Annotated in this window: 14 protein-coding genes and 1 pseudogene; 6 read left to right on the top strand and 9 right to left on the bottom strand. The window is 71.2% G+C overall.

Features of this window, described 5'->3' with window-relative positions; all coding sequences use genetic code 11:
* Window positions 1-54: 54 nt before the first annotated feature.
* Entirely contained in the window at window positions 55-846 is a 792-nt protein-coding gene (locus MNO14_RS01095; protein WP_241944978.1) for a DUF72 domain-containing protein, read from the bottom strand.
* 148 nt (window positions 847-994) lie between these two features.
* On the opposite strand from MNO14_RS01095, the gene MNO14_RS01100 reads away from it, so the two are divergent.
* On the top strand, window positions 995-1,204 hold the full coding sequence (locus tag MNO14_RS01100; RefSeq protein WP_241944979.1) for a hypothetical protein: 210 nt from the start codon (window positions 995-997) through the stop codon (window positions 1,202-1,204).
* 24 nt (window positions 1,205-1,228) lie between these two features.
* On the opposite strand, the gene MNO14_RS01105 is transcribed toward MNO14_RS01100, so the two are convergent.
* Window positions 1,229-1,840 (bottom strand): NAD(P)H-dependent oxidoreductase, encoded by a 612-nt coding sequence (locus tag MNO14_RS01105; RefSeq protein WP_241944980.1) that lies wholly within the window; start codon window positions 1,838-1,840, stop codon window positions 1,229-1,231.
* A 168-nt stretch (window positions 1,841-2,008) separates the two neighbouring features.
* On the opposite strand from MNO14_RS01105, the gene MNO14_RS01110 reads away from it, so the two are divergent.
* The 4 genes and pseudogenes from MNO14_RS01110 to MNO14_RS01125 all read left to right on the top strand — a co-directional run bounded on the left by MNO14_RS01110 (window position 2,009) and on the right by MNO14_RS01125 (window position 5,187).
* The gene (locus MNO14_RS01110) at window positions 2,009-3,208 is read left to right on the top strand and encodes an MFS transporter (protein WP_241944981.1); all 1,200 of its coding nucleotides are present in this window, start codon (window positions 2,009-2,011) and stop codon (window positions 3,206-3,208) included.
* Between the two features lie 90 nt (window positions 3,209-3,298).
* Window positions 3,299-3,802, top strand: a pseudogene (locus MNO14_RS16675) (pyridoxamine 5'-phosphate oxidase family protein); the annotation flags it as partial.
* A 386-nt stretch (window positions 3,803-4,188) separates the two neighbouring features.
* Window positions 4,189-4,743, top strand: a complete 555-nt coding sequence (locus MNO14_RS01120) for a hypothetical protein (protein WP_241944983.1) — start codon at window positions 4,189-4,191, stop codon at window positions 4,741-4,743.
* A gap of 81 nt (window positions 4,744-4,824) precedes the next feature.
* A complete protein-coding gene (locus MNO14_RS01125) occupies window positions 4,825-5,187 on the top strand; it encodes a hypothetical protein (RefSeq protein ID WP_241944984.1) in 363 nt (120 codons plus the stop codon).
* A 20-nt stretch (window positions 5,188-5,207) separates the two neighbouring features.
* Here MNO14_RS01125 and MNO14_RS01130 read toward each other — a convergent pair whose 3' ends face one another.
* The 5 genes from MNO14_RS01130 to MNO14_RS01150 all read right to left on the bottom strand — a co-directional run bounded on the left by MNO14_RS01130 (window position 5,208) and on the right by MNO14_RS01150 (window position 10,868).
* A complete protein-coding gene (locus MNO14_RS01130) occupies window positions 5,208-6,281 on the bottom strand; it encodes an endonuclease/exonuclease/phosphatase family protein (RefSeq protein ID WP_241944985.1) in 1,074 nt (357 codons plus the stop codon).
* A gap of 107 nt (window positions 6,282-6,388) precedes the next feature.
* Window positions 6,389-7,414: a BON domain-containing protein gene (locus tag MNO14_RS01135; RefSeq protein ID WP_241944986.1), complete on the bottom strand. Its 1,026-nt coding sequence runs from the start codon at window positions 7,412-7,414 to the stop codon at window positions 6,389-6,391.
* 262 nt (window positions 7,415-7,676) lie between these two features.
* The gene (locus MNO14_RS01140; RefSeq protein WP_241944987.1) at window positions 7,677-8,672 is read right to left on the bottom strand and encodes an aldo/keto reductase; all 996 of its coding nucleotides are present in this window, start codon (window positions 8,670-8,672) and stop codon (window positions 7,677-7,679) included.
* Window positions 8,669-9,880 (bottom strand): mechanosensitive ion channel domain-containing protein, encoded by a 1,212-nt coding sequence (locus tag MNO14_RS01145; RefSeq protein WP_241944988.1) that lies wholly within the window; start codon window positions 9,878-9,880, stop codon window positions 8,669-8,671. The genes MNO14_RS01140 and MNO14_RS01145 overlap by 4 nt, the downstream gene beginning before the upstream one ends.
* Before the next feature lie 100 nt (window positions 9,881-9,980).
* Window positions 9,981-10,868, bottom strand: a complete 888-nt coding sequence (locus MNO14_RS01150; RefSeq protein ID WP_241944989.1) for a cytochrome c oxidase assembly protein — start codon at window positions 10,866-10,868, stop codon at window positions 9,981-9,983.
* Between the two features lie 132 nt (window positions 10,869-11,000).
* Between MNO14_RS01150 and MNO14_RS01155 the strand changes: the two genes are divergently transcribed.
* On the top strand, window positions 11,001-11,462 hold the full coding sequence (locus tag MNO14_RS01155) for a CopD family protein (protein ID WP_241944990.1): 462 nt from the start codon (window positions 11,001-11,003) through the stop codon (window positions 11,460-11,462).
* Between the two features lie 93 nt (window positions 11,463-11,555).
* On the opposite strand, the gene MNO14_RS01160 is transcribed toward MNO14_RS01155, so the two are convergent.
* On the bottom strand, window positions 11,556-12,509 hold the full coding sequence (locus tag MNO14_RS01160; protein WP_241944991.1) for a hypothetical protein: 954 nt from the start codon (window positions 12,507-12,509) through the stop codon (window positions 11,556-11,558).
* The gene (locus MNO14_RS01165) at window positions 12,506-14,179 is read right to left on the bottom strand and encodes a diguanylate cyclase (RefSeq protein WP_241944992.1); all 1,674 of its coding nucleotides are present in this window, start codon (window positions 14,177-14,179) and stop codon (window positions 12,506-12,508) included. The genes MNO14_RS01160 and MNO14_RS01165 overlap by 4 nt, the downstream gene beginning before the upstream one ends.
* Between the last annotated feature and the right edge of the window lie 159 nt (window positions 14,180-14,338).

Below are 14,338 nucleotides of genomic sequence, written 5' to 3' on the forward strand. Positions count from 1 at the left end.
CGGTGGTGGGGGGATGACGACCGCGGGCCGGCGTCGCACTCGGGGGCGGCTGCCTCACCTGCGCCGGCGCGCCGCCGGGCCGGCAGCGGTGGCCGGCCCCGCCTGCAGGCGATCCTGCAGCGCGGCCGCATTGCCGGTGGCATGGCCGGCGACGGTGTTGTCGAACACGACCCAGTGGCGGCTCGCGGGGCGCGCGGCGATGGCTGCGGCCAGCGCATCGAGTGCGGCCGCGTCGTAGGCGCTGCGGTAGATCTGCGGCGAGCCGTGCCAGCGCCAGTACACCAAGTCTGGGGCGCCGCCGGGCCGGGCATCGGTACCATGCCGGGCCGGGTCCGCGGCGACGCGCGCGACGCCGTGCCGCTGCAGCAGCGCCTCGGCCGGCGGCGTCAGCCAGCTGCCATGGCGGACCTCGCAGGCCAGGCCGCCCGTCCAGCGCCTGCGCAGCACCGCCAGGAAGGTCGCGGCGCTGCGCGCGTCGAACGCCAGGCTGGGTGGCAATTGCACCAGCAGGCAGCCGAGCCGGTCGCCCAGGCCGGTCGCCGCCTCCAGGAAATCGTCGAGCAGCGGGCCGCATCCGCGCAGCCGGTACTCGTGGGTGATCGTGCGCGGCAGCTTGGCGCTGAAGCGGAAGCCCGCCGGCACGCTGGCCGCCCAGCGTTCGTAGGTTGCCCGTCGGTGCGGCCGATAGAACGAGGAATTGATCTCGACCAGATCGAAGCGGGTGGCGTAGCGCGCCAGCATGCTGGCGCCGTCGCCGAACAGCGCGACATCGCGCGAGGCGATCGACCAGCCGGCGCAGCCGATCCGCGGCGGGGCATGCGGCGGGCGGGTGGAACCCTGGACCATGCCGATGTCGTAGCAGGATGCGTCGTGTGGCGGCGTGAGGCCGCGCGCATCCCCTGCACACCTGTGGCCCGAGTCGACGCGCGCGCTCACGGCGGCGCGGCGTCGGCGGCAGGACGCTGCGCCCACCGATCCCAAGCCGGAGCCTGCGATGGCACGCAAAGACCCGCCCGACGACGCCCCGATCCCCAGCCGGCCACGCAGCTATCCGCACGGCAGCGGCGACCGCAATGTTTGGTCGCCGGTCGGCGACGACCGCATGCGCCGACGTGGTGGCGGCGCGGAGCGCGCGCCCGATCCCGACCCGACTGGGCCCGATCACGCCGATTCCGCGGCCGAAGACGGGGCGAGCGACAGCTGACTGGCGCTTACTTCGGCGGTCGCGTCAATGCTTGGGCTTGGGATAGGGGCGCTCGGCCAGCAGCCGCGCCAGGTGCGCGGCGTTGCTGGCGACCGTGCGGATGGTCTCGTCGACCTTGTCGGGAATCGCGTCGAGATCCTTGAAGTCGGTGCTGCCCATCGCCTCGCCGACCCAGTACGGCGGCGCGCCGGCCGGCAGGGTGAATCCCACATCCGCCAGGCCCTGGTAGAGCTGGGAATGGACGAAATGGGCGCCGTCCTCGTTGCCGACGACCGCGGCGATGGCGACCTTGCCGAACGTCGGATAGACGCCGTCGTCGTCGATCTCACCGAGCACCGCGTCCAGCCGCTCAAGCACGCGCTGGGCCAGGCTCGAGGGATGCCCCATCCAGATCGGCGTGGCGAGGACCAGGATCTGCGCGTCCATGATGCGGCGGCGCAGTGACGGCCACTGGTCGCCGTCGCCTTCGTCGGCGGTCACGCCGGGGCGTACGTCGAAGTCGGCCATGCGCGCGCTGTCGGTGCGCACGTCGTGCCGCGCGAGCGCGGCCAACACGGCGTCGAGCATCTTCTGTGTCGAGGAGGGGGCGTCGCCTGACTTGAGCGTGCAGTTGAGGCCGAAGGCGGACAGGGACATGGCGCGACTCGCGGTGCGGACAGGAGCGCCACTGTCGGCGTCCGGCCGTCCAGGGCGCGTCGTCGGTCTGAGATGCCCATGAACGCGCACGCACTGTCCCAAGATGCGGCCAACAGCTACTTGCTGCAATGCAACATAATGCGCAGTCGTCCTTTTCGGAGACCTGCGATGGCCAGCGCCTCGCCCGCGTCGCTGCCCAGCCGCGCCGCCACGCCGATCCTGTTCGCGCTCGCCCTGGGCGGGTTCGCGATCGGCACCAGCGAATTCGCGATGATGGGCCTGATGCCCAATCTGGTGCGTGCGTTCGGGGTTAGCGAACCGGAGGTCGGCCACCTGATCAGCAGCTATGCGCTCGGTGTGGTCGTTGGCGCGCCGTTGTTGGCGATCCTCGGCGCACGCCTGCCGCGGCGCACCTTGCTGCTGGCGCTGATGGGCTTCTACGCCGTGGGCAACCTGGCCAGCGCGCTGGCGCCCAATTACCTGGCCATGCTGGTGGCGCGTTTCGTCGCCGGCCTGCCGCACGGCGCCTATTTCGGGACCGCGGTGCTGGTCGCCGCGTCGATCAGCCGGCCCGACCAGCGCGGCACGGCGGTCAGCCGTGTGCTTCTGGGGTTGTCGATCGCGATCCTGGTCGGCAATCCGCTGGCGACCTGGCTGGGGCAGTTGTCGAGCTGGCGCTGGACGTTCGCGCTGGTGGCGGCGATCGCACTGGTCACCGTGGTTCTGGTCGCCCGCTTCCTCGCGCCCGACCCCGTGGCGCCAGGGCAATCGCCGATGCGCGAGTTGCGCGCGTTCAACCGCTCCCAGGTCTGGCTGGCGTTGGCGATCGGCGCGATCGGGTTCGCCGGCATGTTCTGCGTTTTCAGCTATCTGGCGCCGACGCTGATCGAGGTGACCGGCGTGGCCGAGACCTGGATTCCGGTTGCGCTGGCGGCGTTCGGTGTCGGCGCGATCATCGGCAACGTGGCCGGCGGCTGGCTGTTCGACCGGCTGCAGTTCCGCGCCGCGGCAGTGATCCTGGCGTGGTCGCTGCTGGTGCTGCTGCTGTTCCCGCTGGCGGCGCAGGCGACCTGGTCGATCCTGCCGGCCGTGGTCGCGCTCGGCACGATGGGCGCACTGGCGCCGGTGCTGCAGACCCGGTTGATGGACGTGGCCGGCGATGCACAGACGCTCGCAGCCGCGTCCAACCATGCCGCGTTCAACACCGCCAACGCACTTGGTCCGTGGCTCGGCGGGCTGGCGATCAGTGCGGGCCTGGGTTGGACCTCGACCGGATGGGTGGGCGCGGCGACGGCCACGGCCGGCCTGCTGATCTACGCCTGGGCACGCCGCGACGAGCGGCGGCAACCGGTGCCGAGCGCAGGCTAGCGGCAGTGCGCACGCGGCGTGCTGTCTTCACGTCCGCGGCGCTGGTCGACGTCGACACTCGGCGCCGACCCCCGACATGCGGAGCACCCGATGGCATCGCCCAGCAAGGCCGAAGAGGACGCGAAGACGATCGCGTCGCTGATCGACGATATCGACATCACGATGTTCACTACCGTCGCCCGCGGCGGCGCGTTGGTCAGCCGGCCGCTGTCGACGCAGAAAGCGCAGTTCGACGGTGAGCGGATCTGGTTCTTCGTCGCCGCCGACAGTCCGAAGATCGACGAGATCGCGCGCAATCCCAACGTCAACCTGGCCTATGCCTCGCAGCGTCGCAACACCTACGTGTCGGTCTCGGGCCGGGCGCGGGTCAGCGACGACCGCACCAAGGTGGTGGCGTTCTGGAACGATGCGCTCAAAGCCTATTTCCCGGGCGGCATCGACGACCCGAACCTCGCGCTGGTCGAGGTCGAAGCCCACACCGCAGAGTACTGGGACGCGCCCGGCACGTTGATCGGCAAGGCGATCGCGTTCGCCACCGCGCGCGTGACCAAGCGCGAGAATACGATGGGCGAGAACCGCATCGTCGACCTGCGCGGCGAGCGCAAGACGTCGCGCCCGCCGCCGTCGCGCAAGGCACGCGGCAAGGCACCGGCAGCTTCGAAGACGGCGTCCACGACGCGGGCCGCGGCCGGCAAGTCGGCAACCAGCACGCGCGCGACGACGAAGGCCGCCACGAAGAAGGCCGCCACGAAGAAGGCGGCGTCGAAGCGGGCCGTCACCAAGGCAGGCGCGGCCAGGACGGGCGCGAAGAAGACCGCAGCCGCCAAGACCAATGGCCGCACCGCCGCGGCCAAGGCGCCGGCGAAGCAGGCGGCCGGCACCTCCAAGCGTCGGACGCACTGAGCGGCCATTGGCACGGGGGGCTGCAGCGCGGGCGCAGCAGCGGCACACTGCACGCCCCCAACGCCGATCCGCCCGTCATGTCCCTGCCCGAGACCGAGTTCGACCCCGACGACAATTTCGCCTTCCTCGCCGATGGCCGTGCCGAGGCCGAGGACGATCCGGACGCCGACCTTGAGGCGATCGCCTGGCAGTGGCTGTTGCTGATCAACCCGGGGGACGAGGAGGCGGCGCGCCAGCAGGTCCTCGCCTGGCAGGAGGCGTTGCCGCCCGATCCCGACGCCGAGGCAGTGCGTGACGCGCTGGGTGTCGTGACCGACTGGCGGGCGAGCTTCCGGATCGATGAAGACGACCGCGTCGCGCTGATCGAGGTGTTGGTCGAACTGGCCGCGCGGTTCCGCGTGGAGATCGACTGGGAGGTGGAAGACCCCACCGATGCCGACGCCCTGGCCGAGGTTCCGCCCTCGGCCCTGCTCGGCGCGGCCTACGATCAGCTGCGGGTCGCCGGCTACACGCTGTGGACCTGGGAGACCGGCGACGACACCTTCGCCGGGGCGATCGCGCTGCGCGACGACGACGATGGCGTGCGCACGATCGGTCACGCGCTGGGGCTGGATCTGCGCCCGGGCGTCTGAACACGGGCCCGGTGTCTCTGCACACCACCGTCCCCGATTCGGTGCTAGCGTCTGCGCCATCGCCAGCGCGTGGAGGGTGCGATGGACGAGATCGTCAGTGGACGTGCGCAGCGCTGGGCGGTGCCCGCCGCGCTGCTCGCGCTGGCCTGCGGATCGCCGGCCTGGGCCGGCGACGGCGCCGCCGCGGCGCAGGCCGACGCGGTGGCCGCCGAACCGCAACCGTGGGCGCAGCCGATCGGTGAGTCCTGGCCGATCCGGCGCGCCTCGTCGTTGAAAGCCGAGTACCGCCGCATCCGCGCATTGCGGATCGAGCAGATGCAGCCCGAGTACGAGCGCCGGAGCGCGCAGGCCGGTCCGGATGCGGCGCAGGCCTGGCGCGACGCCACGCTGCGCGACATCGCCCGCCAGGATCTGCGCGACCTGCGCGCGCGGCTCGATCGCTGACGCGGCTACCTGCGCTGCGATCAGCGCGGCGCGGCAGTGACGTTGGCCTCGGCGCCGGCGACCGCCGCCTGTGCATCGGCACGCGCCTGCGCATCCGGGGACAGACCGGCGTCGGGCGCGTTGTGACCGGGTGCGAGCGCCAGTTCGACGAGAATCGGGAAGTGGTCCGAGCCGATCGCCGGCAACCGGCGCATGCACACCAGGGTGAAGTGCCGGCTGTGGAACAGATGGTCGAGCGGCCAGCGCAGGCCCGGCAGGCGCGCATGGAAGGTGTTGTACATGCCACGCCCGATGCGCGGATCGAGCAGGCCGCTGACCTTGCGAAACAGACGCGTGGTCCGCGACCACGCCACATCGTTGAGGTCGCCGGCGACGATCACCGGGTGCTCGGCTTGCCGCGCGGCGCGTCCGACCAGCACCAGTTCGGCGTCGCGGTCCTGCGAACTGTCGGCTTCGGTCGGGCTGGGCGGGCGCGGATGCAGGGTGTGCAACACGACCCGCTGACCGTCATCGAGCTCGAGGGTGGCATGCATCGACGGAATGTCATCCTCGACCAGATAGCGCACCTGGGCATCGTGCAGCGGCAGGCGCGCGTACAGGTGCATGCCGTACAGATTGTCGAGCGGGCAGCGCAGCGCATGCGGCAACAGGTCCTGTAGACCGTCGAGCGCGCGCTCCCAGTGCCGGTCGGTCTCCACCGCGATCAGCACGTCGGGGCGGTGCTCGCGCACCAGTGCCACAAGGGGCGCGGTGTCGCGGTTGTGCATCAGCACATTGCTCGCGAGCAGGCAGATGCGCGTGCGTGCATCGGCGGGCGCATCACTGACCTCCGGCCGCCGCAGCCGGGTATAGGGGACGATCCACCAGGCCTGCCAGAGCACGCAGCCGGCATTGACGATGACGATCGCCGTGGTCCACGCATCGTCGATCGGCTGCAGCACCATCTGCGCCGCGAGCACGGCAATCGACAGTGCGAGCAATTGCAGACGCGGAAAATCGAAACCGCGGATCCACCATGCACCGCTGCGGATGGTGGGCATCAGCGTGGCGGTCGCCAGCACCATCGTGGCGATCGCGAAGACGGGGGTCAGCATGGACGGGCCGGCGGGAAGGAGGCCGGACTATCCGCGATGTCGGCCCGCGCCGATGTGAATGCGGCGCGGACCGCGAGGCCGGGGCGGCGTGAGCCCCCGCGAGGACCTCAGCGCGTGCCCGCGTCGCCTGGTGACGACGCGCCGGCACCACGTTGCGCGCCGGACGCCAGGTCGCCGGCGCCCTGGCCGGTGTCGTGTTGGCGCGCGGCGGTCGACAGCGGCCCGACCGCGCCGGGGCCGGAGGCGGGGGGCACGTAGGTCGATGCGCCGGTCGAGGTGGCACTGCCCGACGCATCGCCGCCCGAGTGGGCCGAGGCCGTGCCGCTTTCGGACTGCCAGCGCCCTGCGTCGCGCACGCGGATACGGTTTTCGACGTCCTTGACGCCCGCGCAGCCCTCGGCGATGTCCTCGATGCGGTGCTTGGTCCAGCGCTGCTCGACGTGACCTTCGAGCGTCACGACGCCGTCGTGGACACGCACCGAGACCTCGCGTGCATCGATCTCGTCGCTGTGGGTGAGCCGTTCGCAGATGTCTTCGGTGATCCGCGCATCGGAGCGGACATAGCCCTTCGGGCCCACGCCGCGCCAGCCGCGTTCCGGCGCGCGCGCAGCCTCGCCACGCGGAGTCGCTCGGCCGACACGGCCCTCGCGGTCGTAGGCCCCGAAATGCGCGAAATCGGGCGCGCCGCCCAGGTGGTCGACGTCGTTGAACCAGTGCGGGCTGCGATGGCCCCAGTCCGACAGGCGGTCGTCGCCGTCGCGCAGATCGCCGCGGCCGCCGCCCGCACCGTAGGCGCGACCGCTGCCGCGCGCGTCGTCGGGATGGCCGGACGCATCGTGGTGACTGCGCGGGCCCTGCTGGCGGTGCCAGTCGTGGTGTTGCGCTGCCGCTGGATCGTCGTACCCGGCGTCGCCGCCGCGGTCCTCGCCGCGATAGGGCGCGTCGCGGTAGGCGCGGCGCCCCCCGTGCGGGCCGTGGCGACCCGCGTCGCCGTCTCGGGATGCCATCTGGTCTCTCCTCTCGCTCAGCCAGCGTCTGCCGGCGTCGATGTAGCGCGCACCCGTGGCCAGCAGTTCTTCGCCGAAGGCCTTCATTTCCGAGGTGCCGGGAATATCGTCTTTGCGGTCGTGCATCGCGGTCTCCTCGCCGTCGGGCGGCGATGGCGGCGGCGCACCGTAGGCGGTGCCCGTGGAACGGCCGTCGGGACACCCGTGTGCGGGGTGCGCCGTCCACCTGGACGGCCGGCCGTGCGGCATCTCCTTGAAATCAGGAACGCCCGACGCCGCGTTGGCGCGGGCGTCGGGGCGATGCCGTCACGCGACGGTGCGCGCGGGCGCGTTCGCGAGGCGTCAAATTCCCGCGGCATTTCCGTGGCGCGACGGCAATCCAGTGCCCTCAGCGGCCGAGCGCGGCCATACCCGCCTGCGGGTAGCGCGTGCCGGCGGCGGCATCGGGCGGGAAGATCGCGTCGATGCGCGCCAGGTCGTCGTCGGTCAGCCCGATGGCGAGCGCGGCGATGTTCTCGTCGAGGAACGCCAGACGCTTGGTGCCGGGGATCGGCACGATGTCCTCACCCTGGGCGAGCACCCAGGCCAGCGCCAGCTGGCCGGGAGTGACCCCATAGTCCTGCGCGATCGCCTGCACCTGTTCGACCAGCGCCAGGTTGCGGTCGAAGTTCTCGCCCTGGAAGCGCGGCGAACGGCGACGGTAGTCGTCGGCTTCGAAGTCGTCGGGGGTGCGGATCGTGCCGGTCAGAAAGCCCCGGCCCAGCGGCGAGTAGGCGACGAAGCCCACGCCCAGCTCGCGACAGGCGGCCAGCGTGCCGGTGGTCTCGGGGTCGCGCGACCACAGCGAGTACTCGCTCTGCAGCGCGGTGATCGGATGCACCGCGCAGGCGCGGCGCAGGGTCTGCGCCGAGGCCTCCGACAGGCCGAGGTGGCGGACCTTGCCCTGTTCGACCAACCGCGCCATTGCGCCGACGGTGTCCTCGATCGGCACCGTCGGATCGACACGGTGCTGGTAGTACAGGTCGATCGTCTCGATGCCCAGCCGCGACAGGCTCGCCTCGCAGGCGGCGATCACATACTCGGGACGCCCGTCGACGCTGCGCGCCTGGGGGTCGTCCGGGTTGAGCCGGATGCCGAACTTGGTCGCCACGAACGCGTCGTCGCGTCGGCCCTGCAGCGCCCGGCCCACCAGCGATTCGTTGGTGTGCGGGCCATACATGTCGGCGGTGTCGAGAAGAGTGATGCCCTGATCGAGGGCGTGGTGGATGACGCGGATGGCGTCGGCGTCGCTTTCGCGGCCGCCGTAGAACGCGCTCATGCCCATGCAGCCCAGGCCGATCGCGGAAACGGCGGGGCCGCCGAGGCCGAGTTGACGGGTGTTCATGGTGTGGCTCCGGGGTCGGGGGAAGGAGGAGGCAACGGGGCGGCCGCAGCTTCGCGTGCGGCTTCGCCTTCGCGGTCGGCGGCGGTCACCGTCTCGGCGCCGGGCGAGCGGGTATCGGCAAGGTCGGGCGCGGGCACCGGCTGCGGCGGACGCGTCCGTTGTGCGCCGACGTCCTCGACATCGTTGCGCAACCGCGGCAGCGCCTCGGGGTGATGCGCGGCGAGGAACGCCAACATGCCTTCGCGGACCGCGCAGCGCAGGTCGAACAGCTCGCCCGAGTTGCGCGCGCTCACCAGCAGGCGGACCTCGATCGTGTGCTTGTCGGTCTCGGTGACCTGGGTCACGCACACGCGGCGATCCCAGCGCGGGTCGGCCTCGCACAGCCGCTGCAGTTCTTCGCGGATCGCCGCGATCGGCGCGCGGTGGTCGAGCCACAGGAAGGCAGTGCCGAGCAATTGCGCGTTGGTGCGCGTCCAGTTCTGGAACGGGTTGGAGATGAACCACTGCAACGGCACCACCAGGCGGCGCTCGTCCCAGATCCGCACGACCACATAGGTGGAGGTGATCTCCTCGATGCGTCCCCATTCGCCCTCGACGATGACCACGTCGTCGAGCCGGATCGGCTGGGCCAGCGCGATCTGCAGGCCGGCGATCAGATTGCCGAATACCGGCTGGGCGGCGATGCCTGCGACCAGGCCGATGATGCCGGCCGACGCCAGCAGCGCGGCGCCGACTTGACGCACCTGCGGAAACGTCATCAGCGCCAATGCCACGCCGACCAGGATCACCGTGCCCTGCACGACCCGGCTGATCACGCGGGTCTGGGTCTGGATGCGCCGCGCAGCGAGGTTGTCCTCGATGTCGACCGGATGCTCGCGCAGGATGCGTGCCTCGACCGCGCCGACCACGCGGGCCAGCAGCCAGGTCAGACACAGCATGCCGCCGATCCCGAGGCCATGCCGCAGCGACCGCACCAGATCGGGATCGAGCGGCGTGTAATCGAGCGCGATCGCCAGAAACAACAGCGGCAATGCGACCGCGGCCGGAGTCGCCACCACCTGCGCGATGCGCGCGCGCAGATGGTCCTGCGCATGGCGGCGCGCAGAGCGGCGCAGCGCACGCAACGCCCAATGCACGATCAGGCCCAGCAGCAACGCCGCCGCCAGCGGCCAGGCCACGGCGGTCAGGTAGTGCCAGTCCAGCCTCATCTTGCCTCCGCGTCGGAACGTGAAAGCGGCGATCCTGCCCGAGCACCGGTCGATGGCATGTGGAGCGCGCGGCATGCACGCTATGCACCGCAGCTGCGCTTCAGCCGCGGTGACGCATCCGGCGCAGCAGCGCGACCACCAGCCACAGCCCGACCACGATGTACGGCACGCCACTGGGTACCCACATCAACAGCCCGGCCAGTTGCTGGTCGCGCAGCGGGTCGAGGCCGATCAGCAGGGCGCGGTCGGTGTAGACCGGGTACAGCAGCCGCGGCGCGAAGGTCAGCAGCGCGCCGAGAAAGCCCATCTGCATCATCACCGCCACCAGCGCGACGAGTCCGCCGACGGCGCCGGCATCGGGTGCGCGCAGCCGCCGCCACACCGCCGCCCAGAACCAGATTCCGGCAATCAGAAAGCTGGCGTGCATCGCGCGGTGCAGTGCCGTATCGGCAAGCGCGGCCGAGGTCGCACCCGGCAAGTGCCACAGCCACATCGTGGCGCCATGCACCACGGCCGCCGGCGCGAGCGCGGTGGCCAGCGCCGACAACGGCCGATGCAGGCTGCGGTGCAGGCGCGCGGACCAGCGCCTTGGCAACGCGGATGCGACGAGCGACCACGGCCGGCCTGCGAGCAACAGCGGCGGCGCCAGGGCGAGCAGGGTCATGTGCTGGGCCACGTGCGCCGACAGTGCGTAGGCGGCGAACGCGTCCAGCGGCCAGACCATCGCCAGCAGGAGTGTGAGCACCCCGGCTGCGAATGCACCGGCCTCGCCGCGCGACACGCCGCGACCGATACCCGCGCGGCGCCACAGCCGCGTCAGCCCGCGCACGTACAGCGCCGCGAGTACGAACAGCGGCAGCAGCGTCCAAGGCGACAGCGTCCATGCGCTGGCAAGCGTGGGCGGCGGCCCCTCGGGCACGGCGGCGATCGCCGACGTGGCGGCGCAGGCGACAAGCAGGAGCAGACAGCGGAGGGTCGAGCGCGACATCGCCGGCAAGCCTAGCAGCGGTGATGTCGCGGCAGCGGTGGGCCATGCGCGATCGACGCGGTGCCGACCGCGCGCACGTCGGCTTTACCGGCGACCGCCTAGGCTGTCGGTATCCCCGTCCCGGAGTCGCCGGTGTACTTCTGGCTCAAGGTGCTGCACATCCTCGCGATGACGGTCTGGTTCTCCGGGCTGTTCTTCCTGCCGCGATTGTTCGTGGCGCGGCACCGGCGCGAGATCGATGCCGATCCCGCGTTCTGGAATCCGGTCACCAATACGCTGTTCTTCCGCGTCATGACGCCGGCCGCGCTGGTGACCATCGTCGCCGGTGGTGTGTTGATCGCGTTCGGCCCCAGCGGCGCCTGGCTGGTGCTCAAGCTGGTGGTCGTCGCCGCTGCGGTGCTGCTGCACCTGTACTTCGGCCTGCTGCTCTACGAACTGGGCCAGGACCGCGACCATCACGGGCCGACGTTCTACCGTGCGATCGGCTGGGTGCCGCTGGTGCTGCTGCTGTCGATCGCCGCGCTGACCGGCGCCAAGCCGCGCACGATCGGCGATCTGCCGCCACCGCCGCAGGCGTCGGTACCGTCCCGCTGACGGCGCAGCACGTGCGCGCGACAGCGATCACGCGGACGCGTCCGGCAACGCGCCGCCGGTGGTGCACCCCGATATGGGGCGCACCGGGGCCCGTCACTGGAGGGTGTCGGCCTGCAGCAGACGGCCGATCTGCGTATGCGACGGCGAACTGGCCAGATCGAGCGGCATCACCAGCTTCGGATTGGGATGCGGGATCGCCCGGGCAGGCGTCTCGGCCGAGGCTTCGTCGAGCAAGGCGCCGGCATCGTCCACGCTCGCGGTGATCGGCAGCACCGACAGGCCCAGCCGTTCGCGCACGGCGTTGGCGCGCTCGCGCAATGCGGCGTCGGCCGGCGCGCCTTGCAGCGGCGGGGTCGCGGCCTTCGGATCGGTCTGCAGGTGGGTGCGGATGGCTGCCAGCGCCTGCTGGCGCTGTGGATGCAGCAGGCCCCAGACCTCTTCGAGCAGCGCCTTGGCATCGATCTTCGGGAACGGCAGGTGCGTCGGCCCGGTCATCACGATGCGCGGTGCGAGCCGGCCGACCGGCTGCACATCGCATTCGGCGAGCGCGCGATAGACGACCTCGCTGCAGATCATGTGGCTGGGATTGTCCTGGATCAGATGGTCGAGTGCTTCGCGTACGACGATGCGTGCCAGCCAGTTCTGCGGCCACTTGCCGCGGACCGCGACGACCACGCCCAGAAACGCCAGCGCATCGACCGGATAGGGAATGCCGATCATCGACTCGGCCTTGGCCAGCACGCTGGCGCGGTCGGCGTCGTCGAGCGCGCTGCCGTCGTGTGCGAGTGGGCGGTAGGCGTCGATCAATACGATCTCGGTGGTGTCGACCAGCCGCTGCGCCAGCGGATACCGGCGCACGCCCGAGGCGGCGGCTTCGATCAGGTCGCCCTGGTTGGCGACGATCGCGGCATGGCTGTAGATGCTGTCGCCGCACCAGGCGATCAGCGCGGACAGCTGGCCGCTGCTGAGCATCAGCAGAATGTCTCCGGGCAGCAGGTCCTGCTCGCTGGCGGCGGGCGGTGTCGGCGTGGCGTGGGTCTGGGTCATGTGCTGGCGTCCGTGTGGGCGGCGGGAAGGGAAGCGGGCGGTGGGGCGATGCTGACGCGGTCGCGGCCGCTGGTCTTGCTGACGTACAGCGCGGCGTCGGCGCGCGCGAGCAGGTCGGCCATCGACTCGCCGGGCACGAACTGGGCCACGCCGATGCTGAGCGACAGCGGCAGCGTCTGCTCTCCGGCCGACAGCGGGTGGGTGCGGACGGCTGTGCAGATCGCCTGCGCGGTCGCTTCCGCCTGCGCGAGCGGCGTTCCGGGCAGGACGGCCAGCAGCTCATCGCCGCCGTAGCGGCCCAGCGCATCGCGTTCGCGCAGGCGGTTGCGGGCGCGGGCGGCGACGATGCGCAGGCATTCGTCGCCCAGCGCGTGGCCATAGCGGTCGTTGATGGCCTTGAACCGGTCGAGGTCGATGAACGCGACCGACAGCGGCGTCGCGCGTGCGTCCGCCTGTGCGATCTCCTGCGCCAGGCGTTGCTCGATCGCGTTGCGACTCGACAGCCCGGTCAACCCGTCGATCATCGCCAGCCGGCTGGCGCGGTCGCGATCGCGGCGCATCTCGACCATCGCATCGGCCAGGCCCAGCGTCAGCAACAGGCCGGACGTGGCCAGGCCCAGATCCATGCCGCTGCCCACCCACGCCGGCGCGTTCCAGGCGCCCATCAGTTCGAGCGTGCGCAGGATGCAGAAGCCCAGCAGCGGCAGCCAGGCGATCGACAGGATCCGGGCCTCGCGCTGGCCGCGCCAGGCCTGGACCCACGCGACCAGCAGCAGGATGACCGACGACACCATCAACCCGAGATTGCCGAGATAAGACAACAGCCGGCTGTCGAACAGCGCATGGCCGCAGGCGATCGCGGCCATCACCGCCGCACAGATGCGCAGCACAATCGCGATCCGCGGCAGATGGCGATCCACGTCGAGATAGCGTGCCTGGAACAGGATTGCGAACAGACCGCCGAGCGCGGCCAACACGCGTTGAGGCTGCAGTGAGCTGCCGAACGTAGCCTCCAGCAGCGGGATGTCGCGGGCTTCGCCGCCCAGCACCAGCAGGTAGGTCAGCACGCAGATCAGATTCGCGGCGAAGTACAGGTGTGCGCGCTCGCGCAGGCGCAACCAGAACGCGGCGGCCAGCAACAGCAGCACCGTCGTCGCGCCCAGGCTGAAGGCGCGCCGATAGGCATAGCGCAGGTCCTCGCGCTGCACCTGCGCCAGGGGCGCGATGTCGACGTGCATCGGGATCGAGCCGTTGGCGATCACCCGCAGCCACACCGTCTGCCCGGCGCGCAGACCGTCGGGCAGGTCGATCACCAGTGCGCGCGGCGAATAGCGGTGGTCGGCATACGCGCCGTAGACCCCGTGCCGCGACGGCGTGTCCGCACCGGGTGGCCAGGCTTCGATCTGGTTGAGGAACGGCGTGTACACCAACAGCTTGGGCGCCTCGTCGGCCGGGAACGCTACCCGGCTGGTGAGCTTCCACCACACGCCGCCGCGTTCGCGCTCGAACAGCATGTCAGGGCGGTTGGGGCGCAGTGGGCCGGCCGTGTCCGCCGGGGGCGCATCGGCGCTCGCCGTCGGATCATCCAGGCGCTGCAGCGTCCAGCCCTGCGCATATGCGACCGTCGCGCACGCCCACAGCAAGGCCGCCGCCGCCCAACGAGCCACCATCCCCATGCCTGCGCCGCGTGTTCCCCCCGAGAGCAGGCAGAATATCGCAGCCCCCGGGCCGGCGCAGGGCGCGCAGCGCCCTTTTTACGCGCACGGCCGTATTCAGTCTCCGCCGCCGCATGCGTCATTGCGCGGCGCGGTGTGCCCCGCCTTTTGGGA

The sequence above is a fragment of the Luteimonas sp. S4-F44 genome (genome assembly GCF_022637415.1).
Classification (GTDB): domain Bacteria; phylum Pseudomonadota; class Gammaproteobacteria; order Xanthomonadales; family Xanthomonadaceae; genus Luteimonas.